The organism is Mycoplasmopsis citelli (assembly GCF_900660645.1).
Taxonomy (GTDB): domain Bacteria; phylum Bacillota_I; class Bacilli_A; order Mycoplasmatales; family Metamycoplasmataceae; genus Mycoplasmopsis; species Mycoplasmopsis citelli.
Map to the genome: position 1 here is coordinate 646,465 of NZ_LR215036.1, position 25,267 is coordinate 671,731.

A 25,267-nucleotide genomic window follows, 5' to 3' on the forward strand; every position below is an offset into this window, starting at 1 on the left:
CTAAGATAATTAAATATATGGATGATTACATTTTAATAATTTCAATTTCAATTTTGATAATTTTTTTCTTATATGCAAATTTATTTCTATTCAAACATAGCAATCTAATAGGAAAATGAAAATTTATGATATTTTTACTTGATCTTTGATTTGAAAAAACTAAAATTAACCAAAATAAGTGAATTTTAGATCGAAAACTAAATAAAGCAACTTTAGATTTATTTAAAAAAATTCAATATTATAAAAAATATATTTGAATTGATTGGTCTTTCAATCTTACTTTAATTCTTGCGACTGCAATTTTATGATATATTGATGATATTATTTTAAAATCATATTTTCTAGCTCATGACATTTTTGCACCAATTATAATCTTTACTGCCCCTCTTTGATGACTTATTTTTTTAACTTTATTTTTGCATAAAATCAATAAATTTAAAAAAGAAATTATTAAACATCAAATATTTGATTGAGAAAATATTGAAAAGTTAAAAAAAGAAGAAAAAATAAAATTAGATGATAATGGTGTAAATTTTGCTTTTGTTGGTAAAAAAATCTTTTCAAAAAAAGCTAAAATTTTTGTAATAAGTGAAAAAATGATTAAATATTTTTTAGGAAAAGAAGCAAAATCAATTATGTACATTTATGTGTATGACATCAGTAATTATAAAGCCACATATTTTGTGTACGATAATCAAAAAATAATTGAAAACTATAAGGAAATTCAATGATAAGCAGTTATGTTTTATCAAATATAGTTTTTTTATTTGCTTTTATAGTTTTAACAATTGATATTATAATAATCTTTCTTCTTTGATGAAGAACTTTCGAAAATCATATCTTAACTATTGTTATTAAAAAAACTAAGTTTGCTTCAAAGAATAAAATAAATGTTTCTTCACTTTTTCTAAAATCTATTAGTAGTGTTTTTAGTATTGTAAAAAGAGGTAACATAAAAATTTTTGCTCAAACTTTTTTCCAATTTTTATTTTTTATATTTTTATTTATTTTTCTGTTTTTAACAAGGCATGAAGATTCTTGAGAAAAACCATTTTATTATCCTGCGTGATGAATTGTTGGGTTTTGATTTTTGCGTTTTAGTTATTTAATTTATTTTATACTTAAAAGATTTTTTAGGGTTAATAAACTAAAAAAATAGTTAAAAATCTTGTTGTTGATACAAAAACTAAATTATTTGATATAGACCTAAAACCAAAAGATATTCTCGAAATTAATCACAATGCTTCTTTTGAAAATATTGAAGGATTTGATTATTTTTTATATTCTATAAAGTGAGATTGAGTGATTTTTAATACCTACTTTCCATTTAAAAAAGATAACTTGTTTAAAAAGGACAAACAAAAATTTTTATTAAATAGAGATATTTTATTTCATAAATTTAATCAAAACAAAGAGCAAGCTCGACACATTCACTATTTAATGGTGGTTTATTCCAATTATAAAAATGAAGAATTTTACAATCCAAATTATGAAGATAACATGCGATATTTTTTAGAGCTGGAAAAATATCATTCAAATGATAAAAATAAGCTTTAAATAAGCTTATTTTTTAAAAAAGGATAGAAAATAATTAAGTTGTGATATGAACCCCAAAAGTTGGACATTAAAATCCAAAATTAAGGGGTTCATATCATTTTGATTATATTAAGGTTATTTTATTTATTGACTTTTCAAAAAATGGTACTACAAATGAAAATAAAAAATCTTCTACATTTTATAAAATCTAAAAATTGAACCATATTTTTGTCATTTTTCTTATAAAATAAAATTATTAAAATAAATCAAAAAACTATCAGAGGATAAAAATGAAAAATATATTTTTGAAAATCGGAGAGCCTGTTGCTAACGTTACTCAACTTTCTTCGATTGTAGCAAATAATATTGATACAAGTAATATTTCTAAAATTCAGCAAAATAAAAAAGTTATTGATTATAAATTTCTGAGAAAACTAGGTAACGAATTGCAAAATCAAAATAGAGATTTAATTGATAAATTTACAAATTTAATGCTAGATAAAAAAATATCAGGAACAAAAGTTGCAGAAAATTTACAAAAAGATGATTTAAAAGCATTTTCAAAAACTCTTTTAACAAAATTATTAAAAGAAAATAAAATTTCACAAGAAGATTACAATAAGTATATTAATACACCCATTTCTGATAGTATGTTTGAAAATTTCAAAAGGGAGTTTAAAAAATATTCTATACAAACAAAAAAAGAAGTTATCGTTAAATATTCGTCCAAAAAATTTAAAGATAGTTTAAAAAGAGTCACAATAGATTATGCAAATTCTTATAAATTAAACATTATAGATGGTGAAATAAATTCCAAAAAAATCTCACTTGAATTTAATAATTTAGAGAAAAAAGCTAAAGAAATAATTAAACTTCGAAATGAAATCAAAAACAACTTGAAATATTGAACTGAAGTTAAACGTGATTACGTTGCGGCAAATATTGGTTTGGGAATTAGTTCATTTTTTGTGGGGATTTTTTCTATATTTGCACCAGTTTTAGTTTTAGGGAGTTTGGCATTAACAACTGCTGCATTCCTTATAAGTCAAAAAATTAATGAAATTAATTATAATATCGAAATTGCAGATCTAAAAGTAAAATATTACGGTTCTTTAATTTCACAAACAGACGATCCAATAACTGCCTTAAAAATATTACACGGCAATATATGGGCAGCTGGTTCTGCAGAATCTTCTTTAATATCACTTGCCTCACAAATTGCAAAAAAAGTAGGTAAACCTCAAAATTGAGGTGTATTAAAATTCTTAGGTGATTTTTTCTCAAAAAAGAAGTTTATAGCTTTTGCAGCAATTAATGATGCTATTGAAGTTGGTTTTAATAGCCATGAATTATATTTAACAAATCAAAGAATAGCGTATATTAACAAAAAAGAAAAAGAAATTAATAATTCATTAAGCGAAATATATCAAAGAATTGAAGAGCTAAAAAAATACAATTGAGTGGTAATTAATGAAACTGAACAAACTGATTTTTACTGAAATGGAGGAAGAGGTGGAAAAAACTTAGTTTTTAAAAACCTTCAAACAGGTGAAATAAAAACAATTAATGAATTACTCAAATATAGTGATTTTGAATTAAGAGCTCAAGGCCTTCAAAAAGTTTATGATCACAAAAAAGGTTTTTATATTAGAAAAATTAAAAATTCTTCAAAAGAAGATAATTTAGGATAAAATTTGCTTATTTTATACATAATATTGTTAATTGTTTATTTCGGAATTAGAATTATCTTTGTGAGTATAAAACATTTTTCAAGGTGAAAGTTTTTTGACTGTTTAATTAAACTTTCTCTTCTTAAAATAAAACATAATCAAGAAACTTGATATTTAGATAACAATTTTAAAAAAAGCATAAATATTTTTCTATCAAAAATTAAGTACAACAAAAAGATTCTTTGCATAAATTTTCTATTTGATTTTTCTGTTAATTTAGTTTTTATTACAGTTTTCTTGATCTTAAGTACAAGTTTTAAAAGTGAGCAAGATTTTTATTTAAAATACACATTTTTCATAATTAATTTCTCTTTGTTTATTTGGTATTTCGCGTTTTTGAAGTTTTTTTATGTGTTTTGATATTTTCAAAAAGAGATCAAAAAACTCAATGTTTTTGTATTTGATAAAATCAAAGAAATTAAAAATCCTAAAATATTTCTTAATCAAAGACCTGGAAAAAAGTTTTTATTTACAACGCAAAAAATATTATTTAAGAAAATAGAATCCTTTATTTTAATTGAAAAAAATATCAAATATTTCTTAGGTAAAAACTCAAAAACAATTATGTACATTTACATATATGATATAAATAACTTTAAAGCTCCATATTTTGTATTTGAACATCAAAAGATGATAAAAAATTATGGAGAAGCAAAATGGGACTAAATAATATAGCTCTAATAACGATAATTATTTTATTTGAATTGATTTTTTTATGAATTTTATTTTCAGAAGTTTTTTCTTTTCTATTTAAAAAAATAGAAAACATTTGAATTAAAATAGCTATAAAAAAGATTAAATTTATATTAAAAAATAATTTACATCCACATTTTTTAATTAAAGAAGCTATTTTATCTATTGCTATAAATACCAAAAAAACTAACAAAAAGATAATTTTAAAAATTCTTTTTTCTAGTCCTTATTTTATTTTTGTTTTTATATTTATTATTAAAATCAATGATTTTCAAGGACATTTTTCTCAAATAATACAATTAATTTTCTTTAGTATATGGGCAATAGTATCAATTTTTTTCTTATTATTTACATTTTTTAGATATATAAAAATAAAACAAATGCTAAATATTAAAAGAAAAATAATTTTTCAAAAAGATGCTAAATTATTTGATATTCATTTATCTAGAAAATTATTAGAACAAATAAATCATACTGGTTCTGTCGAAAATATTGAAATCACTTTTTCTTCAATGGAAGAAATATATGAGAATCGAGATATAAGATTTTTGCTTTTTGAATTAAAACCAAAAAGTTTATTTAAAAATAAAAAACAAAATATTTTACTTAATAGAGACATTATTTATTATAAACTTAACGGAAACAAAGAGCAAGCTCGACATATTCACTATTTAATGGTGGTTTATTCTAATTATAAAGATGAAGAATTTTACAATCCAAATTATGAAAATAACATGCGATATTTTTTAGAGCTGGAAAAATACCATTCAAATGACAAAAATAAGCTTTAAAAAAGCTTATTTTTGTTTATCCACATTTTTATAATAAATTGGGTATTTTTAATATAATTATTTAAATGAAAGATCCGAAAAACGATATTAGTAAAACACAAGAAATTATTGATTACCTACTTGAATTAATTAAATCTAAGAAAATACCCGTAAATAAAGTAATGCCTTCTGAGCATGCGTTGATGAATCGCTTTGAGTGTTCTCGAGGTGTGGTAGTGAGTGCTTATAATAAATTAGCTGCTTTAGGGGCTGTATATTCAATTAATAAGCGCGGTCATTTTGTGGCTGAAAATTTTCATAATTTAATCAAACCTCTTTCATATATGCTTAAGTGCGACCAACAAAAAGGTATTGAAGTGACAAATTCAGTTCAAGCTCCTAAATGATTTGAAACTAAAAACATTATTTTTGTTAATGGATATCGAGCTTTTGCAAAGGATTATTTTAAGGAAAATCAACTTATAGCTGAAGGAATCACTTATGTTTCAAATGATCTTTTTAAAGTTGTTCCAGAAGTAAACCTAAAAGAATCTTTAACAGATATATTAGTTAATGCAAAAATGCTTAATAATATTATTTACTTTTTAGAATATCAAGATGTTAAGAAATTTGGTTATGAAAAATTAGTGGTAATTAATTTTTATGGATATGATACTGAATCTATTTCAATAGCAGGAACTTTATATGTACATCCAGATCATTTCCAATTTTTTCACCAAGAATTTGGATCAATAAATAAAATTTCATAATAAAATATTATTAAAGAAAAATTTAAAAAGAACAGCATAATCCAATTTACTTCAAAAGTTAAAAGCTAAAAACTAACTTATGAAATGCATTTTAAGAATGCTGTTCTAAATTAAAATTGGGTAAAATAGCATTTTAATTGCTATTTTTTATTTATTTTGAGTTTGGACATGTTCCATCTGAACAAGAAGATTTTTCTTCCATTGAAGGACATGATGATTTAGCACAAGTTTCTTTTGCTTTTGAGCATTCACCACTTTTTGGACAACATGATTGTTTTTCCATTGAGCAAGCGCTTTTTGAGCAAGTTTTTTGTTCTTGTTCTTTTTTCATTTCACAACTTGACATATTAATTCTCCTTTCGTATTATGATTTTAAAGTGTAAATGCTAAAAAACATTATTTTAAACATTAAAAAGATTAACTTTTAACTAAATTATTTCAATACTAAAATATTTAATTTTTAGCATTTATTGCATTTTTGACATAAAAAAGAGCTTTTTTTGATGTTTTTGCTATTTTTAAGTCATAGTAATTATATAACTTATAAATATTTTTTACAAAATTTTTTAAATTTTTTCTAAAGATTTTTTGACTATAAAATTTAACTTTTTCAAGATAATTTAAGTATTAAAAAATGATAAAAAAAGTGATTTTGAGAATTCAAAATCACTTTCAAAATTTTAAATAATTATTATTTTCCTAAAGTAAGTAGTTTTACAAAGCTACTTACTTCTAAAGAAGCTCCACCAACTAAAAATCCATCAATATCTTTTTGTGAATGTAATGCTTCAATATTACTTGGAGATACACTTCCTCCATATTGAATAAGAAGATCTTTGTTAGTTAATGAGCGAATAAATTCACATACCTCTTGAGCTACTTCAGGAGTTGCAACTTTACCAGTTCCGATAGCTCAAATTGGTTCATAAGCAACAATAACTTTAGATAAATCCAAATCTTTTAATGAATATTGGACTTGATGCTTGATAACTTCTTTGGTTATTCCTTGCTCGTATTGTTCTAAGGTTTCTCCCACACAAATAACTGGAGTTATTCCCGCTTCTAAAGCGGCTTTTGCCTTAGCATTTACAAGTTCATCACTTTCGTGATGATAAGTTCTACGTTCTGAGTGTCCAATAACAACATGTGAAACATTTAAATCTTTAAGCATTGAAACTGAAACTTCTCCAGTAAAAGCTCCTTTACTGTGAGCTGAAACATCTTGGGCTACAACTCTTAAGTCTTTAGGTTTATTTGTAAAAGCTGCCAAATTAGTAAAAGGAGCAGCAATTCCATATTCTAAATTAGCAACTATTTTGCTGTGATTTTCTTTTAAAGCTTTTGACAAATCCTCTAAAAATGCACTGGTTTCACTGAAGGTTTTATTCATTTTTCAGTTTCCGATAATAACTGTTTTTTTCATTTTTTCTCCTTTATGAAATAATTATTAAAATTATAATAAAAAAGACCTAATTATGCTCAAATAAGCAAAAAAAGAACACATTTTCGTGTTCTTTAACTTGCTTTATTAACCGCTCTAACAAAATCTTGGTTTGTTTTATCGCTAATATTTTCTAAAATCTTATTAATTTCTTTACGTTGACGCGAAGCATAATCTGGAATGATAATCTTTAAATTTAATTTCATATTTCCACTTCGATTTCCTCGTTTAAAACCAAGCCCTGAAAGCGAAATAGTTTTAGGTTCTAAATATGATTTTTTAAGTTGAATTTTTGTAGTTCCATTTGGGGTAGGAACTTCCACAACTTTTTCTTGCAAAATATCTGCAAAAGATACTGGAAAATCTAAAATTAAATCATCTCCAGATCTAAGGAAGTATTTATGAGCATTAACATGAATTTTTAAGTATAAATCTCCTGCAGGCCCGCCATTATATCCAGGAGATCCAAATCCAGTGCATTTAAGTAATGTTCCACTGGTTACTCCAGCTGGAATATTAATTTTAATTTCTTTTTGAGTTTTAATATACTTATGTCCACGACATTCACCACAGGGTTTAGCGATAATTTTACCAGTCCCTGCACAGGTACGACATTCACTTGAAACTATTTGAGCTCCAAAAATACTGTTGATTCGTTTTTGAATATGACCACTTCCATTACAGGTTCCACAACTTTTTATATCTGCACTAGAACTGGCCCCACTTCCATTACAAAATAAACAAAGTTCGTATTTAGGAAGTTTGCGAGTTTGTGAAAATCCATTATATGAATCTAAGAAAGAAATTTCAAAAATCATTGACTGATCTTCGCCTTTTTGTGGAGCGTTGCTTCTCCGACGAGAAGAACCAGAAAATGAACCAAAAAGATCTTGAAAAAAATCTCCAAATCCCCCAAAACCTTCAAAATCACTAAATCCTTGGCCTCCAAACCCTTGAGCATTTGCTCCGTCATGACCAAACTGATCGTAATTTTTTCTTTTATTTTCATCTGAAAGCACTTCATAAGCTTCATTAATTTCTTGCATTTTTTGTTGTGCATCGCTTTCTTTAGATTTATCTGGGTGATATTTCATCGCTAACTTACGATATGCACTTTTTATTTCTTGAGCTGAAGCACCTTTTGAAACACCTAAAACTTCATAATAATCTCTTTTTCCTGCCATAATGTTTTAATTTTAGCACAATTTTATATAAACTGCTAAATTTATTTAAATGGTGTCCTAATGATATATACTTTTTATATGAAAATATATGTAAGTAAAAGTTACTCTCCTTATATCACTTTGTCTCTTGAAGAATTAATTGTTAATGACCCTGAACAAACTGGTGATATTTTGTATTTATATCAACACGATAATGCCGTAATTATCGGAAGAAATCAAAACGCTCACGAAGAAATTAAACGCGATTATATCCAAGCAAATAACATAGAACTTGCACGTAGAAACAGCGGTGGTGGAGCTGTATATCACGATTTAGGAAACATTAATTTTTCTTTTATTACCGATAATAATAAAAAAGGAGGATATGAAGCTTTTTTAACTCCAATTATTGGATATTTAAATTCTTTAGGATTAAACGCTGAATTTAAAGGTCGTAATGACTTACTTTGCAATGGAGCTAAAATTAGTGGAAACGCCCAATTTATCAAAGGAAATAGAATTGTATCACATGGAACATTGCTTTTTGATGTTGATTTAACTAAACTTGCAAATGCACTCAATCCTTCAAAATTAAAAATGGAATCTAAAGGGATTCAATCAGCTCGTCAAAGAGTAACAAACATTGCTAAAGAGTTAAACTACTCAATTAACGAACAAGAATTTATTGATGGATTGGTAAAATACTTTATTGATCATTTTGGAGCAAAATTAGAAGAGCTTCCTCTTGAAAAATATTCTAAAAAACTTGAAGAGCTTAGAAAATTTAAATCTTCAGAGGAATGAATTTATGGTAAAAATCCACAATTTAGTGCCGAAAATGCTGCTAAATTTACTAATGGAATTTTAAAAGTTAAACTCAATGTTGTAGAAAATAAGGTAAAAGATATTTTATTTGAGGGTGATTTTTTAGCCACTAAAGATCTTGATGATGTATTACACTTGTTTAAAGGAATTGAATTTAAAAAAGAAGCTTTTGCACAAGTTTTAGATCAAATTGATTTAAACACATATTTTGGTGGAATTGCTAAAGAAGAAATTTTAGATTTAATTTTTGGATAATTATGAAAACTAATAAAGTAACAATTAATAATTTTGAAATTAACTATCTTTATGAAAATAAGGAAAATTCAGACAAACCTCTTGTATTATTTTTTCATGGATTTGGTGGAACTTTTACAATCTTTTTACCCCTTTTAAGATTGCAAAGAGATTTTCGTTTTGCTGCTTTGGATTTTCCAGGATGTGGAGAAAGCTCATCAGCAAATGATTTAACTTTAGAACAATATTTTGATGTAGTTAAGAAATTTTTAGATAATGTTTTAAAAGAAGAAAAAGAAATTTATCTTGTATCACATTCCCTTGGATCTGCGAGTGCTTTATCATTAAATAAAGAACCACAAATTAAAGCTACTTTGTTACTTTCTCCATTTAATGAGTTTGTAAAATACAATCAATATGCTAATGAACTTCCTCATTGAGTTCTGCCTGATGATGAAGAAGGCTGTATAGTAGCTTGTGAAAATCTGTTTTATCAAAAAACTGAAAAAGTCACTGCTGTTGCAAAATACCTTTGCCAAGGATCTCCTGAAGGTTATGTTATTAAGAAAAAGAAATTTCAACATATGGTTGATAATCAACTCAAAAATGAAGTATATCTTGAAAGTGTAATTAGTAATTTATATAAAAATGCTACTAATGTATCGGTATTAACTGGAGATACAGATAGATATACTCCAATTGAACAAATGGAGAAATTAAACCAAAAATACAATATTGATGTTGAAGTTATTCCTAAAACTGGACATGCAATAATGACTGAAAGACCGCAAGAAGTAATTAATAAACTCAATCAAATAATTAAAAATCGATAAATATAAATATGAACCGGTCGCAATTTGCGGCCGGTTCATCTATTTTTTTATTATTAATTTAATAACAAATTTAAAACTTTATTTTATGGGTGTAAAATTATTATAAGATTCTTATATTTATTTTTAAAAAGGAGATTAAGTTCATGGAAAATAGTAAGAATATTCTTGAAATTGATGATCAAAATATAAAAAATATGATTTTTACTATACGTGATAAGCAAGTGATGATTGATAGAGACTTAGCAAGTTTGTATCATGTGACAACTAAAAGACTTAATGAACAAGTTAAAAGAAATTATTTAAGATTTCCGGAAGAATTTTGTTTCCAACTTGATAATGAAGAAAAAAAGGAACTGGTCGCAAATTGCGACCGGTTCAGTAGTTTAAAACATTCAACATCTAACCCTTATGTTTTTACTGAACAAGGGATAACAATGCTCTCAGCAGTTCTTAATAGTGATATTGCAATACAAATGAGTATCAAAATTATAAAAAGTTTTGTAGAAATGCGTAATTTCTTAATTGCTAATAAAGAAATTTTTTCAAGACTAGATAGAGTGGAGTTAAAACTATTAGAAACTGATAAAAGAATGGATGAGGTTTTTGATTATCTTGCCAATCAAAAAGAAGTAAAACAAAAAATATTTTTTAATGGACAAATATATGATGCTTTTAGCTTTATTATTAAAATAATTCAAAAAGCAAAAAAAGAAATTATTTTAATTGATAACTATGTAGATATTAATAGCTTAAATATTTTACGCAATAAAAATAAAGAAGTAAATGTAGTTATCATAACTTCAGGTAAAGGAAAATTATCAGCAAAAGATACCGACAAATTTAATTTACAATATCCTAACCTTATTGTTAAGATAAATAATAATTTTCACGATAGGTTTTTAATATTAGATGACGCAGATGTTTATCATATTGGTGCTTCTATTAAAGATGCCGGCAAAAAAAGTTTTGCTATTTCAAAAATTGAAGAAAAAGATTTAATAGAAAGTCTTATAAATAAAATAAACCAAATAGATATTTAATATTATTATTTGGTTTATTTTTCTTTTAAATTTAAATATGCTACTTGAGCAATCATTACACCATTATCAGTAGTATATTTCATAGATGGAATAATTGTATTTGGATGTAATTTGGCAAACTCTTTTCTAAGTAAAGAATTTGCTGAAACTCCTCCTCCAAGCACAAGAGTATTGACCTTGTATTTTTTTAAAGCTACTAATGTTTTTTGGTTTAAATACTTAACTGCTGTATGTTGAAAACTTGCAGCTATTTTATTAACATCAATTTCTTTTTCTAACATTTTTTGTTTATTTAAGTAATTTAAAACTTGTGTTTTTATTCCACTGAAAGAAAAATCTAATTCATTTTGGGTTTTAGGGATAGTGAAATTAATATACTTTCCATTGTATTGATTATAAATTTTATCTATTAGTGGACCACCAGGAAATCCTATCCCTAAACGTGAAGAAACTTTATCAAACACTTCCCCAACAGCATCATCTAAAGTTTCGCCAATAATTTCAAAATCTGCATGAGATGTAGCATAAATAAGCTGAGTGTGTCCACCAGAAACAAGCAAACAAAGTGCTGGATAAGTAATTTCGTTTGTTAAGGTTGCTGATAAAAAATGTCCATGCAAGTGATTAACAGGAATAAGCGGAATTTTAAGTGTTTTTGCAGTTGCAAATGCAAATAAATAACCAATTTGTAAAGTTCCAATTAATCCTGGTTCTTTAGTGTAAGCAACATAATCAAAATCTTCTTTAGAATATTTTTCTAAAATTAGTTTTTGAATGAGCGTAATATTTTTAACATGTTCTCGTGAAGCAAGCTCAGGAATGGTACCACCAAATTCTTTAAAAATATCAATTTGGGAGATGGTCCACATATCTAGGACTTTTCCGTCTTTTAAAACTGCTATGGAAGTATCATCATGTGAAGTTTCAATTCCTAAAATAGTCATTATTTTAACCCTCCAATCTGAGGTTTTTTAACATACAAAGGAGTTATATCTAAAATTTTTTCTTCAGTAAAAATATCTTGATAATTTTTAAAAGAATTAATTACCAAATTGTAATTAATATCATGTGTTTTTTTGTTATTTACATCAACTGAAATACTATTTTCAATATTTTTAATATTTCCTTTTAGTAAGGTTTTTTGACCTAATAAGTATTTTTTACCACCACTAGCATCTAAAACATATAACCTTTTTGAAATTTGTTTTTTTAATATTAAAAAAGTATTGGTAGTGTACATTTTGGCATTAGTTCATAAAGCAATACTTCGAGCAAAAACCAAAGCAATTCTTACACCTGTAAAAAAACCTGGTCCTTTATTAATATAAAAAGATTTAATATCAAAGTAGCTTAAATTGTGGAAATTCATCAAATCATCAAATTTTTGGGTTAATAATTCAACTTTCTGTTTAACTCCTTGTTCATGGACATAATCAAGAACTTTAAAATCATCATTAAATAAAATGATCACTAAATCACTACCAGCAGTATCTAAAAAAATATTCATTATCTCACCACCGTTACTTCAAATTTGCGTCCACTTTTAGTTATTTCAATCTTTACATGCACATATTTAGAAAATTTAAATTCTCTTAAATTACTTCACTCAATTGCAACAACATTATCTTCAAAATAATCCTCAAATTCCTCAATATCACCTTTATAGTTATACAAATCAATATGAACTAATCCATTATAAGTTTTCATATATGAAAAACTCGGGCTTGTGATGTTTTCTTTAATGTTTAAATAAAGAGCTAGGTATTTAACAAACGTTGTTTTTCCAGATCCTAAATCACCTTCAAGAAGCACAATTTTACATTTTTGAATCTCATATAGAAGATAACTAATTAAAATAGAAACATCTGATTCATTTTTTGCATTAAAAACATAAAGGTGCTGTTTTGGTTTTTTCATAAATTCCTTTTTATTATTGTACCAATTTTTGTGTGATAAAGCTACTTTTAGCAAAATAAAAAACCGTCAAACACAACACTTCCTCATTTGGCTGCTACATTTCTGTCCTGACCAGGTTAGTGGGTTATTGTTTTAACGGCTTACTTATTATATCAAAAATTAAATTTTTATTTTATGAGATTGATATTTTTAGTTTATAATTAACTTAAAATATTTAAAAGTGTCAAGCAAAAGTGCTTGACAGCAAAGGAGGCATATCTATGGTAAAAATTAGACTTAGACGCATGGGAAGCAAATTCAGACCAGTGTATAAAATCGTTGCTGCTGATGCTCGTGCTCCTCGTGATGGAAGATTTATCGAAGCTTTAGGGCACTACAATCCAGCTACAAAAGAACTTGTATTAAATAAAGAAGCTACTGCAGCATGACTTGCTAAAGGTGCTCAACCTACTGTGACTGTTGCAAATCTTTTTAGAACCAACAAATTAACTGCTGAACTTAGAAAATAAGCAATGAAAATTAATTTTTTAACACTATTCCCAAAATATTTTGAACCTTTTATTTCTGAAAGCATCATTAATAAAGCAATTTTAAAAAAATTGCTTGAAATTAATGTAGTTGATTTTAGAAACTTTAGCACTAATAAACACCGTAAAGTTGATGATGAAATTTATGGCGGTGGACATGGATTGCTTTTGCAAGTTGAACCAATTGATTTAGCATTACAATCCCTTAAAAATCAAGGAGGATACAAAGTACTTGTATCTCCTCAAGGTAAAGTTTTTAATCAACAATTAGCCCAAGAATTGAGTAAAAAAGAACAAATTACTTTTATTTGTGGTAGATATGAAGGGTTTGATGAACGAGTGATAGAGTTAGTAGATATTGAACTTTCAATTGGTGATTATGTATTAACTGGAGGCGAGTTGCCAGCAATGGTAATGGCCGATAGTATTAGTCGACTTATCAATGGAGTAATTAATGAACAATCTCATCAACACGATTCATTTCAAGGAATAGGTTTACTTGATTATCCACAATACACTCGCCCAAGAGAATACAAAGGAATGAAAGTTCCTGAAGTACTTTTTAATGGAAATCATAGCGAGATACAAAAATGAAAAAATCAGGCTCAGTGAGAAAAAACTCTCAAAAATCGACCTGATATTATTGAAAGGATTAAACATGAGAAATAAATTATTAGAGCTTGTTGAAGAAAATCAATTACGTACAGATTTAGTTAATTTCCAAACTGGAGATAATGTTAAAGTTCACGTTCGGATTCGCGAAGGTGAAAAAGAACGTATCCAAATTTTTGAAGGTTTGGTTATTTCTAAAAAAGAATCAGGAACTAGAGAAACCTTTACGGTAAGAAAAATTTCTTATGGTGTTGGAGTGGAAAGAACTTTCCCTTTAAATTCACCTTTAATTGCAAGTATTGAAGTAGTTCGTTCAAATAAAGTTAGAAGAAAACGTCTATACTTTATGAGAAATCGTACTGGAAAAAGTGCTCGTCTTAAAGAAATTAAAAGATAATTTTGATATGCTATAAGTCGCATTTTAAGCGACTTTTTTCTAAAAAATTTATAATTAATATAAGAAGAAGAAGAAATAGGGGGAAAATGGAATATCATCTTTATAACAAGCTTATAAAAATTAAAAAATTTGCTTATTTTTATTTAATTGCTTCATTGTTTTTATCTGTTTTTTTGGTTGCTTATTTATCAATTTATTCAAAAAGTTTAGATAAATTTAATTTATTTGGAGCAGTCGGTTTATTAAGCAGATCATTTTTAAAACAAAATAAGAGTGCATTAGTTTTCCTAATTTTATTAACAATTATTGGTGTTTTTGTCTGAATTTATTGAATTATTAATATAACTAGAATTAATTACGTTAGAAAATATTATAAAGATAAAAATCTAGAAATTTTTATTGAATATACACAACTTTTAAATTGATCAATTTGAGGACTTTTTATTTGACCTTTTGGCTTAGTATTTGCTTTTATGTCAATTGCTTATGTAAATAACATATTGATTCAAAACCAAGACAAAGAAAATGTAAAACTTTTTGTAAATTTAGACGATAAAGGTAAGTGCCAAAAAATTTCAATATTAAAATTAGGATATAACAGAGAAAAAATAACAACAGAATTACTTTCACTCAAAAAAGATCAAATAAAAGAAATTGCGCAATCTTTAGGTATTAATAATTATTCCAATCTTTCAATGAGTGAATTAGCTAACTTAATCTTTGAGAATTGACATTTAAAAAATATATAAATAATAAGATAAATCCTATCTTTTATTAAAAGATAGGATTTTATAATACTCAATAGGAAAAATTTAATTTTTTAAAATATTTCATTTATTTTTTTGCAATTATTAATCAAAAAATTTAATATGCCTTTTCTTTATTCATCAATATTTATGTAAAAAGAAACTATTTTTGTATTGCACAGAGATAAGTGATTTTTTATCAAAATAATCAACTTCAAATACATTTAATAATGAATTAAATATTAATATAAACATCTCCTATCTTATCTTTATACTAACTTACTTTTAGGATTGCTATCATATTTCTGTTTTTAAATATATGATAAAAAACCACAAAAAAGAAACTTTTTTGTGGTTTTTTGATCTATTTACTTAGTAAATATTCAAATACAACGTAACCATTATAGCATAAACAATTAGATAAAAACAAAAAATATTACAAGAAAATTTCAATCTTCTTTTTTAGAAATAAAAATTTGCAAAAAACAGAAAATGTTTAATTAAAAAATTGGAAATTTTCCGATTTTAAATTACTCATTCTTGCTACTTTCAATTAAAGAAATATATTCTTCAATTTGTTGTTGAAGTGATATTTTTTGCAGTTCTAATAATTGTTTTACTTGTGGATCTAGTTTTGAGTTAGATGAAATAACATCAAAAATAGATGGAATTTGTCTTAATTCCGACACATTTTTAGATTGTCGATATTGTAAAGCTAATTTAGTTAAATTAGTTGGAAAATATTGCAAAAAAGATTGCAAAATTTTTTGTTTTTCTGTTTCTGGAAGATTTTCGTCAGAAACCTTTGATATAAAAACCTGCAAATATGATTTTAAATCATTTAATGTAGGGTTTTGTTTTTCGTAACTTTTAAGATCTTGTGAGCAAGAAATTAAAGTAGCAACTGGAATAGTAGTAATTGTACTTAAAGATAATAATTTAAAAATTGCTTTCATGAATTGTTCTCCCATAAAAAAGAATTATTTCGATTCTATTTCTATATATAAATAATTATATTTAATTTAAAAATAAATTATGAATAAGCTTGAAAATATAGAAATTATTATCATTAACCGTTTCAAAACAATTTATCAAAATATGTAGTGAAACACAAATTTAGAAAATTACATAATTTGATTATTATAAAAATTTATAAATTATGACCTTAAGCATTAGGCAAATTCAAGTTTTTTTATTAATAATTCCTATTTTATGATTAGTAATTATAATATCAATATTAATCTGATATATACAATCTCTAGAATTAAAAATTTAAAAATCTCTGCAGAGTAAAAGATCAAAAAACTTTAATTAGTATGGTTTGATAATAGCTATGTCAATTATTAATTTATTAGCTTTTCTAGTTGGATTTATATTTACTATTATGAATATTGCTTAATTAATAGAACTTTTTTTAAAAAGCGTTCAAATTATAAATATATAAAACAAAATGAATATATGTAGCCAATTTTATAAAACTCATCAATTTATTTTTTGATGAGTTTTATTTTTCTTTTTATCCTAAAAAATGTACATAAATAAATTTGAAATTAGTATAATTTAATTATTCAATTTAAAATTTTTTAAGGAATTAAATGGATATTATTAAAAAACTTAAACATGCAAGAATTCATGCAATTAATGCTTTTCTTTATTCATTTATATGGTTAGTTGGACTAATAGTTTCCCTAGCTGTTTTTGGTATAGAAAATGGTAAGTTTGGTGCTGTACTATTGTCAATATTAATGGCTTTAGCATCTTCATTTGTTGTTATTCGAATTTCACAAATTAAAAATTATTTTTTAAATATTAACAAGCAATTATCAGATAAATATAATAATTTGTTTATTTTATCAGTAATATCAATACCTCTTCCTCCTGTAGGGTGAGTAGCTTGAATTATGGTAGCAATTCAAACCACTAAAACTTTAAAAGAAATGGAAAACATTCAATAGTAAAATGTAAAGCATTTACTATTGAATGTTTTTTTATGTAAATATTTCCAATTTTGAAATATAATTATTATATAAATAAAAAAGAGGTATAACATGTTTTGTTTTCTAAAAAAATTATGTAAAAAGAAAAAAGAATGTTCATGTGGAGCTAAAAAAGAAATGAGTCAAATGGATCACATGGACAAAACAGAAGAAACCAAAGAAATGGATCACATGCATGAAGAAGAAAACCCTTCGTGTGGTTGTGATAAAAAATAAATTTCTTTTTGCATATAATACTTAAAAAGATAATAATAGAAACTAGAAAATTTCTTTTCTAGTTTTTTAAAATTTAAACTAATTTTTTAATTTTTATACAAACAAAATATAATTATTATAAGAATTTAAATATCCTAAAATTCTTATTAAAAAATATTGGAGAAAAAATGAATATTATATTAATGCTCAATAAAGCCAGATCACTAGCTAAAATATTATTAATTACTGCACTTCTGAATTTTGTCTCTTTCATATTACTAATAGTTGGCCTTGTACTAGGATTTAGCGGATTTATTGGAATTATACTTGTAGTAATTTTAATTGGGCCTATAGTTTTTGCAATTTCTGGAATAACATCAGTTGTGCTTTACATTCTTCTTGTTATAAGGATTAATGATATTAAAGCATATTACTTAACAACTGATCCGATGCAATCAGAAAGTTATAATACCTTATTTACTTTAAGTATTGTTGGGTTTTTCGTTCCCTTTGTTTCAATTGTTTTATATTTTATGGTTTTAAGTAAAACATCTGAATCCCTTGGTTTTTCAAAATAAAATATGTAATAAAAATATTTTAAAGACAAAGCTTCTAACAAAAATGATGAGCTTTGTTTTTTTAATGAAAATTTTTGCGGTTTTTTCACAAAAAGCTTGCTTTTTTTTTTTTTTTTTACAATATAAATACAACTAGAAAAATATAACGGAGGATAAACTTGAATATTACTGAAAAACTTTTAAAAGCAAGATCACTAGCTAAAATGTCTTTAATCATTTGGCTAATTAATATTTTATTTTTCATTTTATTAATTATTGAAGCAGTTATAACATTTGGAGCATTTTTCATACCAGTAATATGAATTGTATTATTTGGTATTAGTGTATTACTATTTGTAATTGGATCTATAACTATATTTGTTGCTAAAATTCTACTTACTATTAGGTTAAATGAAATCAAAAGGTACTACTTAGCAAATGATTTAGCTCAATCAAACAGTTATGGAACCTTAATGATTTTAACTATTGTTGGCTTTTTTATTCCCATCATTTCAATTGTTACATATTTTATGATTTTGAATAGAACTTCGGAATCACTTAGTTTTTCAAAATCAACTATGTAATGGCAAATTAAAAAATAGGATTGTGATATTAACCCCTAAAGTTGGATAATAAAATCCAAAATTAAGGGGTTTGTATCATTGAACCTATTTTTTTATGTCATAATTATGCAAAAAAAGAAAAAATAAAAATGGCGATCCCGACAGGATTCGAACCTGTGACAACAAGCTTAGAAGGCTTGTGCTCTATCCAGCTGAGCTACGGGACCACTAAAATAATTTTATATTAATTTCCAAAAATCAAAAGCAAAAAGATTATTTATAACCCTAATTTTCGCATATTAAAGTTAATAAAATAATATAATTTAACTATTATTTTTAACTACATAAGAGGAACAATGCAAAAGAACAACATTATTTTATTTGGAATGGAAAATTCCCTTGGGCTTGCTCAGAAAATTTCTGATATTGTGCAAATCCCACTTACCAAAATGCAAACAATTACTTATGCTGATGGAGAAAATATGCTCGTCTCAGAGCAAACAGTACGAGGAAGAGATGTGTTTATTATCGCAAACACCGCTCGACCTGTAAATGATAATATTATGAAATTATTATTATTTATCGATTCATTAAAGCGTGCCAGTGCTAAAACCATTACTGTATGTTTAAGTTACTATGGATATGCTCGTCAAGACCGTAAAGCAAGCGGTAGACAGCCAATTGGGGCAAAACTTGTGGCTAACTTACTTCAAGTAGCTGGAGCTACAAAATTAATTTGTGTGGATTTACACAACCCATCAATTCAAGGATTTTTTGATATAGCTCTTGATGATTTGCGTGCTCAATACACCATAGCTCAAGCTCTTAAAACTTATAACCAAGATTTTACAGTCGTATCTCCAGATCATGGAGGAACAGTTCGAGCAAGAAGACTTGCTGAAATTATTGATGATACAGCCAAAATATGTGTAATTGACAAACGAAGAATCGGAGTTAATCAAACTGAAATTATGGGCTTAATTGGAGATATTAGTAACCAAAACGCAGTAATTATTGATGATATTATCGATACTGGCGGAACTATTATTAAAGCTGCCGAAGCACTTAAGCAAAATGGAGCAAAAGATATTATTGTTGCAGCTACTCATGGATTATTTACTAAGGGATTTGACATTTTCGAAAATAATGATGCAATAAAAGAAGTAATTATTACAGATAGTATTGATAATTCTCAACTAGCTACCAAATATAAAAAATTAAAAATTGTCTCTTTGGGTGAATTTTTAGGAAAAGTTATTCAAGCACAATACTCAGAAAGCAGTGTATCTGATGTATATCAATTAATGAAAGAAGAACTTCGTGCTAAATAGGGAATTAACAGAACAATTATGTAAACAAAATAACTGGGATTTTGAAAAATTATCTGAGTATGTTGAATTAATTGAACAGCAAAATCAAGTCATGAATCTTACCGGATTTTCAGGAGATAAGCTTTGAGAAGAAGGAATTTATGAATCGCTAATTTTTATGAATTCAATTGTTAATCAACAAGATAATGAAATTTTAGATATTGGAGCAGGAGTCGGTTTTCCTTCGATGCCTTATGCTATTGTTAATCAACATAAAAAATTTACAATTTATGAACCTTTGCAAAAACGTGTGAATTTTTTAAACTTAGTAATTGAAAACTTAAATTTACAAAATGTAGAAGTTTTAAAAATACGAGCTGAAGAAGTGTTTAATAAAAATCTTTTTGATATTGTAACTGCTCGAGCAGTTGGAAATGTAGCAACTATGCTCATGTGTGGTTTTCATTTAGTAAAATTAAATGGCAAAATGTCACTTATTAAGGGTCAAAAATACCAAGAAGAATTGCTTCATGCAAGCGGAATTTTAAAGCAATTAACAACTGAAGTTAATATTTTTCAACTTAAGCAAATTTCAAGCGATAAACAAAATAATGTTGTTGAAATAATTAAAAAACGAAGTACTCCAAAACAATTTCCTTATAAATGAAAAGATATTGCGAGATTAAGTAAGAGTTAAATATTTGAAAATTAATTTAAGCACCTAATTAAAAGGTGTTTTTTTAAAAATATTTACTTTTTATCCCTAAAAATCAAAGAAAAAGATATAATAAAAAATATTAAAGGAGAGTTATGAAAAAAACTATTTTAATTGTTATTGATGGTTTAGGACTTAGAAAAGAAACACAAGGAAATGGTTTTGCACTTGCTAAAACCCCAACTTTTGATAAGCTATTTAAAGAATATCCTAACTCATTAATTCAAGCTTCAGGAGAATTTGTTGGACTTCCAAAAGGACAAATGGGAAATTCAGAAGTTGGACACTTAAACATTGGAGCCGGAACAATTGTTTATACTGGATTGTCTTTAATTGCTAAAGAACTTGCTGATGGAAAGTTTAAAACTAACGAAGCATTTGTAGAAGCTTTTGAAAGTGTAAAAAGACAAAATTCAACCCTACATGTTATGGGATTGCTTTCAAATGGAGGGGTTCATTCACTTGATTCGCATTTATTTGAAATTTTAAAATCAGCACATGAAAATGGAGTAAAAGATGTTTCTATCCATGTTTTTGGAGACGGAAGAGATGTAGCGCCTGCTTCAATTAATAATTCATTAAATCAACTTGTTGAGTTAACCAAAAAATATGGATATAAAATTGCTTCAATTGCGGGAAGATTTTACTCAATGGACCGTGATAAAATGTTTGATCGAGTGCAAAAAGGTTTTGATGCACTTTTAGGAAAAGCACAAAATCATTTTGAAGATGTTCAAGAGTATGTTGTTCAAAGTTATAAAGATAATATTACTGATGAATTTTTTGTTCCTGCACATAATAGCACTTTAGATGCAAAATACTTCGTTAAAGATCATGACAGCATTATTTTCTTTAACTTCCGTCCAGATCGTGCTAGACAACTCACTCACTTACTTATTGGTTCTCCGCTTTATGATGCTAAGCCTACTGATAAGGTAAAAATTGATAAATTTGTATCAATGATGAAATATGAAGGAATTGATACTATTGTTGCTTTTTCAGAAATGAAAATCCCAAATCCAATCGGAAGAGTGCTTGAACAAGCTGGAAAATCGCAACTGCGTCTTGCTGAAACTCAAAAATATGCTCACGTAACTTACTTTATGGATGGAGGAGATGATATTGAATTTAAAAATTCGCACCGAATCATGGTTCCTTCACTTAAAGTTGAATCATATGCTGATGCTCCCCAAATGTCAGCTAAAGAAATAACTGATGCATTAATTGATAATGCTTTAAATTATGATGTTACTATTTTAAATTATGCCAATCCAGATATGGTAGGACATACCGGAAACTTAAAAGCCACAATTCAAGCAGTAGAAATTTTAGATACACAAATTCAAAGAGTGGTTGAATTTGCTGAAAAAAATAACGTAACTGTATTTATTACTGCTGATCATGGAAATGCTGAAATTACTGAGGATGAAAATGGTAAGCCAGCAACCAAGCATACAAGTAGTCCAGTAATGCTTATTAGTACTGATAAAAATCTAAAACTTAAAGATGGTAAATTAGCTAATATTGCTCCAACTATTTTAGATTATATTGGTGTTAAAAAGCCTCAGCAAATGGATGAAGATTCACTTCTTTTAAAATGTAATTGTGCTTAAAATAAAAAATACTCTTAATTAACTTAAATATGCTTATTTTTTATTCTATTATCGCTAACTTATCAGCTTTATTATTGGGATATTTGTGAGGATCTTTAAACACTTCAATTATTTTAAGTAAGAAACTAAAAAGTGATGATGTCAGAAATCATTACTCAAAAAATGCTGGAGCAACCAACTCTTTTCGAGCCTATGGCAAACAATTTGCACTAATTGTCCTTCTTATTGATATTATTAAAACTGCTTTAGCTGTTTATTTTGCTTATTTTTTGTCTTATGCTTGAAGTGAATCAATTGTCTTTTTTCCTGTTATTGCAGGAGTAGGAACAATTTTTGGCCACGTTTTTCCAGTATTTTTTGCGTTTAAAGGTGGTAAGGGTGTTGCTTGTTCAGTTGGATTAATTATCTCAATAAACATTACTTTATTTTTTATAAGTGCGATTATTTTCTTTGGAATTTTATATTGAAAAAAAATGGTTTCACTAGCAAGCATCAGTACTGCAATTATAGTTGTTGCACTTGTGTATATTCCTTGAATTAGTGATGGTATTTTAGCATTTACTAAGGGCCAAAATAATCCATATTGATGGATAAATCCTATTATTTACAGCTTTGCATTTATTTTACTAATCATTGCACATCATTCAAATGTCAAAAGAATTGTCCAAGGAAAAGAATCTAAGATTAAATAAAACTAAATAAATAAAATCAACCCTTAGTGGTTGATTTTGTTATAAAAAAAATGATATTTAAAATATTTTATGGAAAAATGTTTGATTTTTCCATAAAATATAATAATAATCAATTATTTTATTTTATAAATAGAGGAAAATATGACTCACGTTTTTATTGTAAATGAACAAACTTTCAAAATACACTTAGAATATATGTTTGCTGGAACAGGTAACTCAATATCGGATATTAATTTTTTAATTAAAAATAAAGAAAATACTAAGGCAACAAATCCGAAACAGAAGGTAGCAATTTCTATGCTTTCAGATTTAGAAAGAATTAGAATTGGAGATAATATCTTGTTTTTTGTTACGGGAATTTCTAGATTTTTTGGTATTTTCAAAGCAACAAGTGAAGTTTTTGTTGATAATGTAAATAATAATTATTTGTACTCAAAACTTAATAAAGTTTTAACTTACCGTATAACAATTGCACCTGAAAGAGTCTACCAAAATGGATTATCTGAATTTGAATTGTTAGATTCGTTAAATGAAGTTTACAAGCCACAAGACATGTGTTGATCTTTGATTTATCGCAAATTAAAAGGTGAGCGAGGCTGTACAGCAATTACAGATTCAGAATTTAAAAGATTTAAAAATCTTATATCAAAAAACAACAAAGTTCTTGAAGGAATAAACTTTTCTTATGATAGAAATAACAAAATAATTGTTTCAACACAAAAAACAAATCCATATTTAGGAAATAAATTAAATCCTCACCCTAGTGCATTAGATAATTTAATATTTCGAATAGAGACCAAAAAAGCATTTGAGCATTATGTTCAACTTTTTACCCTAAATACTCTAAAAAATAATCCTAACTTAATTTTAAAAAGAGATATTCCTTTAAATTGAATAGGCAATGAAGTTAGTTGTGGAGTAGGGATGCAAAGAATTGATTGCATGGCTATTCAAGAAGAAAATAATAATGTTTATATTTCTTTAATTGAACTTAAAGACGAAAAAATAAAACCTAGCGAAATTATTATTCAAATAGACAGATACTTAAAGTGAATTTTGGATTATTTAGTTCCAATTTATTTTTCTGAAGGTAAAAATATATATGTTGATCCTATAATAATTGGCATGGGTTATAAGAGTATATCAAAACAAAATGAAGTTGAAAATAAATTAAAAGAACATAATTTTGAAAAATATAATAATAAGTTTTTAAAAGTAAGTAAAATTGATTTAAAACTTCTAAAAGTTAAAGGAAATCAAGTTGATATTATTTAGTTTTTTTTAAGCAATGTAAATATTCAATTGTTCCTTTGCGCAAAATATTTCTATTATGGCTTTTATCAGCTTGATATCTTTTATAATTTCTTGTTTTATAAGAATATTCACCATATTTAGACATAATCTCTTTAATGGTTTCGATACTCATTAAACCTTCATCGTTATAACTAAGAAAAATATATTTAAAATTAGCGTTTGCAATTAAATTTTCAAAGGCTTCTGATACTTTATTTTTTAAGCAAAAATCACTTCTTTGGCTATTATTTGCTCTTTGTCCTGTTTTTCCCTTTAAAAGTGGATTGTCATATTTGGCAATTGTTTCTAAAACATGATAATTAGAATAATATTGTCTTGAATTATAAGGTGGGTCTAAGTATAAAACATCACCTTTAATTTTTTTAATTAGTTCATTAGCATCAAGCTGAAAAACTTTGCCTATTTTATTATCAATTACTTCAAGTGGTTCAAGGACAAAGCTCTTTTGTGCTGTTGTTTTTATTTTCTTAAGAAAAGCTCCGTAAACTGAAGCGGTGTTTGCGTATTTATCTATAGAATTAATTAAACTTCCTAAATAAAAATAATAACTACTCTCGTTAATATTTCCATCTTTGTATAATTGTTCTATTTTTAATCTAATAGCATCGCATTTTTTTCCATTTTGATCGCTAAAATATTTACGACCACTTCCAGAGCCATAGCAATAATTTTGGTATATAAAACCTTCAACTTCATTCAGGTTATTTAAATATTCAAATAAACTTGCGTCAATTTTTTCTGAATTGTTTTCGATATAATGCTTATTAACAATATAACTGTATGTTTGAAAGTCATTCGAATAAACTGTTCAGCCTTTTTTCTTATAAAAATTCCCCACAACACCAGTTCCTGCAAATAAATCAGTAAAAACCCAGCTATCACTATCTTTATAATTTGTAATTTCTTTAATTGAATCATCAATAAATGACAATAAAGAATTTTTTGAGCCGATATAATTCATTAATAGCCTCCTTGTGAATTTATTACTGTAAATTAGGAAATTTAATTTCATTAAAATTATATTTAATATTAAAGTAAAGTTTAAAAAATGATTTTTATATTTATTTTAAATTTTTT

29 protein-coding genes, 1 tRNA gene and 1 other RNA gene are annotated in these 25,267 nt (G+C 25.9%); 21 read left to right on the plus strand and 10 right to left on the minus strand.

All coding sequences use genetic code 4. The features are described from left to right. Positions 1-125: 125 nt before the first annotated feature. The 5 genes from EXC58_RS02220 (at position 126) to EXC58_RS02240 (ending at position 5,499) form a co-directional block, all read left to right on the plus strand. Complete coding sequence (locus tag EXC58_RS02220) at positions 126-734, plus strand: hypothetical protein (RefSeq protein ID WP_129725418.1); 609 nt, start codon at positions 126-128, stop codon at positions 732-734. 607 nt (positions 735-1,341) lie between these two features. Beyond that, positions 1,342-1,557, plus strand: a complete 216-nt coding sequence (locus EXC58_RS02225) for a hypothetical protein (RefSeq protein ID WP_165177532.1) — start codon at positions 1,342-1,344, stop codon at positions 1,555-1,557. A 269-nt stretch (positions 1,558-1,826) separates the two neighbouring features. Then, entirely contained in the window at positions 1,827-3,227 is a 1,401-nt protein-coding gene (locus EXC58_RS02230) for a hypothetical protein (protein ID WP_129725420.1), read from the plus strand. Between the two features lie 1,112 nt (positions 3,228-4,339). Next, entirely contained in the window at positions 4,340-4,750 is a 411-nt protein-coding gene (locus tag EXC58_RS02235; RefSeq protein WP_129725421.1) for a hypothetical protein, read from the plus strand. Positions 4,751-4,815: 65 nt separating this feature from the next. Then, a complete protein-coding gene (locus tag EXC58_RS02240; RefSeq protein WP_129725422.1) occupies positions 4,816-5,499 on the plus strand; it encodes a winged helix-turn-helix domain-containing protein in 684 nt (227 codons plus the stop codon). A 151-nt stretch (positions 5,500-5,650) separates the two neighbouring features. Here the strand turns inward: EXC58_RS02240 and EXC58_RS02245 are convergent, their stop codons facing one another. From EXC58_RS02245 to dnaJ, 3 genes are all read right to left on the minus strand, one after another. Then, positions 5,651-5,845, minus strand: coding sequence for a hypothetical protein (locus EXC58_RS02245; RefSeq protein WP_129725423.1), 195 nt, complete (start codon positions 5,843-5,845; stop codon positions 5,651-5,653). A 345-nt stretch (positions 5,846-6,190) separates the two neighbouring features. After that, complete coding sequence (gene tpiA / locus EXC58_RS02250) at positions 6,191-6,922, minus strand: triose-phosphate isomerase (protein WP_129725424.1); 732 nt, start codon at positions 6,920-6,922, stop codon at positions 6,191-6,193. 92 nt (positions 6,923-7,014) lie between these two features. After that, the gene (gene dnaJ, locus EXC58_RS02255) at positions 7,015-8,124 is read right to left on the minus strand and encodes a molecular chaperone DnaJ (protein WP_129725425.1); all 1,110 of its coding nucleotides are present in this window, start codon (positions 8,122-8,124) and stop codon (positions 7,015-7,017) included. Between the two features lie 78 nt (positions 8,125-8,202). Between dnaJ and EXC58_RS02260 the strand changes: the two genes are divergently transcribed. The 3 genes from EXC58_RS02260 (at position 8,203) to EXC58_RS02270 (ending at position 11,035) form a co-directional block, all read left to right on the plus strand. Then, positions 8,203-9,183: a lipoate--protein ligase gene (locus EXC58_RS02260; protein ID WP_129725426.1), complete on the plus strand. Its 981-nt coding sequence runs from the start codon at positions 8,203-8,205 to the stop codon at positions 9,181-9,183. Positions 9,184-9,185: 2 nt separating this feature from the next. Next, positions 9,186-9,995, plus strand: a complete 810-nt coding sequence (locus EXC58_RS02265; RefSeq protein WP_129725427.1) for an alpha/beta fold hydrolase — start codon at positions 9,186-9,188, stop codon at positions 9,993-9,995. Between the two features lie 143 nt (positions 9,996-10,138). Beyond that, the gene (locus tag EXC58_RS02270) at positions 10,139-11,035 is read left to right on the plus strand and encodes an ORF6N domain-containing protein (protein ID WP_129725428.1); all 897 of its coding nucleotides are present in this window, start codon (positions 10,139-10,141) and stop codon (positions 11,033-11,035) included. A gap of 14 nt (positions 11,036-11,049) precedes the next feature. Here the strand turns inward: EXC58_RS02270 and tsaD are convergent, their stop codons facing one another. The 4 genes from tsaD to ffs form a co-directional block, all read right to left on the minus strand. Continuing rightward, on the minus strand, positions 11,050-11,979 hold the full coding sequence (gene tsaD / locus EXC58_RS02275) for a tRNA (adenosine(37)-N6)-threonylcarbamoyltransferase complex transferase subunit TsaD (protein ID WP_129725429.1): 930 nt from the start codon (positions 11,977-11,979) through the stop codon (positions 11,050-11,052). Then, positions 11,979-12,542, minus strand: coding sequence for a tRNA (adenosine(37)-N6)-threonylcarbamoyltransferase complex dimerization subunit type 1 TsaB (gene tsaB / locus EXC58_RS02280; RefSeq protein WP_129725430.1), 564 nt, complete (start codon positions 12,540-12,542; stop codon positions 11,979-11,981). The genes tsaD and tsaB overlap by 1 nt, the downstream gene beginning before the upstream one ends. Beyond that, positions 12,542-12,952 (minus strand): tRNA (adenosine(37)-N6)-threonylcarbamoyltransferase complex ATPase subunit type 1 TsaE, encoded by a 411-nt coding sequence (tsaE, locus tag EXC58_RS02285; protein ID WP_129725431.1) that lies wholly within the window; start codon positions 12,950-12,952, stop codon positions 12,542-12,544. Before tsaE ends, tsaB begins: the two co-directional genes overlap by 1 nt. Positions 12,953-13,002: 50 nt before the next feature. Then, an RNA gene (gene ffs, locus EXC58_RS02290) (signal recognition particle sRNA small type) lies at positions 13,003-13,099 on the minus strand. A gap of 113 nt (positions 13,100-13,212) precedes the next feature. On the opposite strand from ffs, the gene rpsP reads away from it, so the two are divergent. From rpsP to EXC58_RS02310, 4 genes are all read left to right on the plus strand, one after another. Next, on the plus strand, positions 13,213-13,461 hold the full coding sequence (rpsP, locus tag EXC58_RS02295) for a 30S ribosomal protein S16 (protein WP_129725432.1): 249 nt from the start codon (positions 13,213-13,215) through the stop codon (positions 13,459-13,461). Between the two features lie 3 nt (positions 13,462-13,464). Next, positions 13,465-14,148, plus strand: a complete 684-nt coding sequence (gene trmD / locus EXC58_RS02300) for a tRNA (guanosine(37)-N1)-methyltransferase TrmD (RefSeq protein ID WP_129725433.1) — start codon at positions 13,465-13,467, stop codon at positions 14,146-14,148. Further along, on the plus strand, positions 14,138-14,488 hold the full coding sequence (gene rplS / locus EXC58_RS02305) for a 50S ribosomal protein L19 (protein ID WP_129725434.1): 351 nt from the start codon (positions 14,138-14,140) through the stop codon (positions 14,486-14,488). The genes trmD and rplS overlap by 11 nt, the downstream gene beginning before the upstream one ends. An 86-nt stretch (positions 14,489-14,574) precedes the next feature. Continuing rightward, positions 14,575-15,237: a hypothetical protein gene (locus tag EXC58_RS02310; RefSeq protein WP_129725435.1), complete on the plus strand. Its 663-nt coding sequence runs from the start codon at positions 14,575-14,577 to the stop codon at positions 15,235-15,237. Positions 15,238-15,764: 527 nt separating this feature from the next. On the opposite strand, the gene EXC58_RS02315 is transcribed toward EXC58_RS02310, so the two are convergent. Then, complete coding sequence (locus EXC58_RS02315) at positions 15,765-16,190, minus strand: hypothetical protein (RefSeq protein WP_129725436.1); 426 nt, start codon at positions 16,188-16,190, stop codon at positions 15,765-15,767. A 639-nt stretch (positions 16,191-16,829) separates the two neighbouring features. Between EXC58_RS02315 and EXC58_RS02320 the strand changes: the two genes are divergently transcribed. The 4 genes from EXC58_RS02320 (at position 16,830) to EXC58_RS02330 (ending at position 18,567) form a co-directional block, all read left to right on the plus strand. Further along, entirely contained in the window at positions 16,830-17,189 is a 360-nt protein-coding gene (locus EXC58_RS02320; protein WP_129725437.1) for a hypothetical protein, read from the plus strand. A 93-nt stretch (positions 17,190-17,282) separates the two neighbouring features. Next, on the plus strand, positions 17,283-17,447 hold the full coding sequence (locus tag EXC58_RS04710) for a hypothetical protein (RefSeq protein WP_165177535.1): 165 nt from the start codon (positions 17,283-17,285) through the stop codon (positions 17,445-17,447). Between the two features lie 167 nt (positions 17,448-17,614). After that, entirely contained in the window at positions 17,615-18,004 is a 390-nt protein-coding gene (locus EXC58_RS02325; RefSeq protein WP_129725438.1) for a hypothetical protein, read from the plus strand. Between the two features lie 158 nt (positions 18,005-18,162). Then, positions 18,163-18,567 carry a hypothetical protein gene (locus EXC58_RS02330; protein WP_129725439.1) on the plus strand — a complete coding sequence of 135 codons (405 nt, stop codon included), beginning with the start codon at positions 18,163-18,165 and terminating at the stop codon, positions 18,565-18,567. A 129-nt stretch (positions 18,568-18,696) separates the two neighbouring features. Here EXC58_RS02330 and EXC58_RS02335 read toward each other — a convergent pair. Then, positions 18,697-18,773: transfer RNA gene (locus EXC58_RS02335), tRNA-Arg, on the minus strand. A gap of 129 nt (positions 18,774-18,902) precedes the next feature. Between EXC58_RS02335 and EXC58_RS02340 the strand changes: the two genes are divergently transcribed. The 5 genes from EXC58_RS02340 to EXC58_RS02360 all read left to right on the plus strand — a co-directional run bounded on the left by EXC58_RS02340 (position 18,903) and on the right by EXC58_RS02360 (position 24,151). Continuing rightward, on the plus strand, positions 18,903-19,877 hold the full coding sequence (locus tag EXC58_RS02340) for a ribose-phosphate pyrophosphokinase (RefSeq protein ID WP_129725440.1): 975 nt from the start codon (positions 18,903-18,905) through the stop codon (positions 19,875-19,877). After that, the gene (rsmG, locus tag EXC58_RS02345; RefSeq protein WP_129725441.1) at positions 19,867-20,553 is read left to right on the plus strand and encodes a 16S rRNA (guanine(527)-N(7))-methyltransferase RsmG; all 687 of its coding nucleotides are present in this window, start codon (positions 19,867-19,869) and stop codon (positions 20,551-20,553) included. The genes EXC58_RS02340 and rsmG overlap by 11 nt, the downstream gene beginning before the upstream one ends. A 113-nt stretch (positions 20,554-20,666) precedes the next feature. Continuing rightward, complete coding sequence (gene gpmI, locus EXC58_RS02350) at positions 20,667-22,184, plus strand: 2,3-bisphosphoglycerate-independent phosphoglycerate mutase (protein ID WP_129725442.1); 1,518 nt, start codon at positions 20,667-20,669, stop codon at positions 22,182-22,184. 29 nt (positions 22,185-22,213) lie between these two features. Then, positions 22,214-22,876 carry a glycerol-3-phosphate 1-O-acyltransferase PlsY gene (plsY, locus tag EXC58_RS02355; RefSeq protein ID WP_129725443.1) on the plus strand — a complete coding sequence of 221 codons (663 nt, stop codon included), beginning with the start codon at positions 22,214-22,216 and terminating at the stop codon, positions 22,874-22,876. Between the two features lie 141 nt (positions 22,877-23,017). Continuing rightward, on the plus strand, positions 23,018-24,151 hold the full coding sequence (locus tag EXC58_RS02360; protein WP_129725444.1) for a PDDEXK family nuclease: 1,134 nt from the start codon (positions 23,018-23,020) through the stop codon (positions 24,149-24,151). Here EXC58_RS02360 and EXC58_RS02365 read toward each other — a convergent pair. Beyond that, a complete protein-coding gene (locus tag EXC58_RS02365) occupies positions 24,144-25,151 on the minus strand; it encodes a DNA adenine methylase (RefSeq protein WP_129725445.1) in 1,008 nt (335 codons plus the stop codon). The genes EXC58_RS02360 and EXC58_RS02365 overlap by 8 nt on opposite strands. Positions 25,152-25,267: the final 116 nt, after the last annotated feature.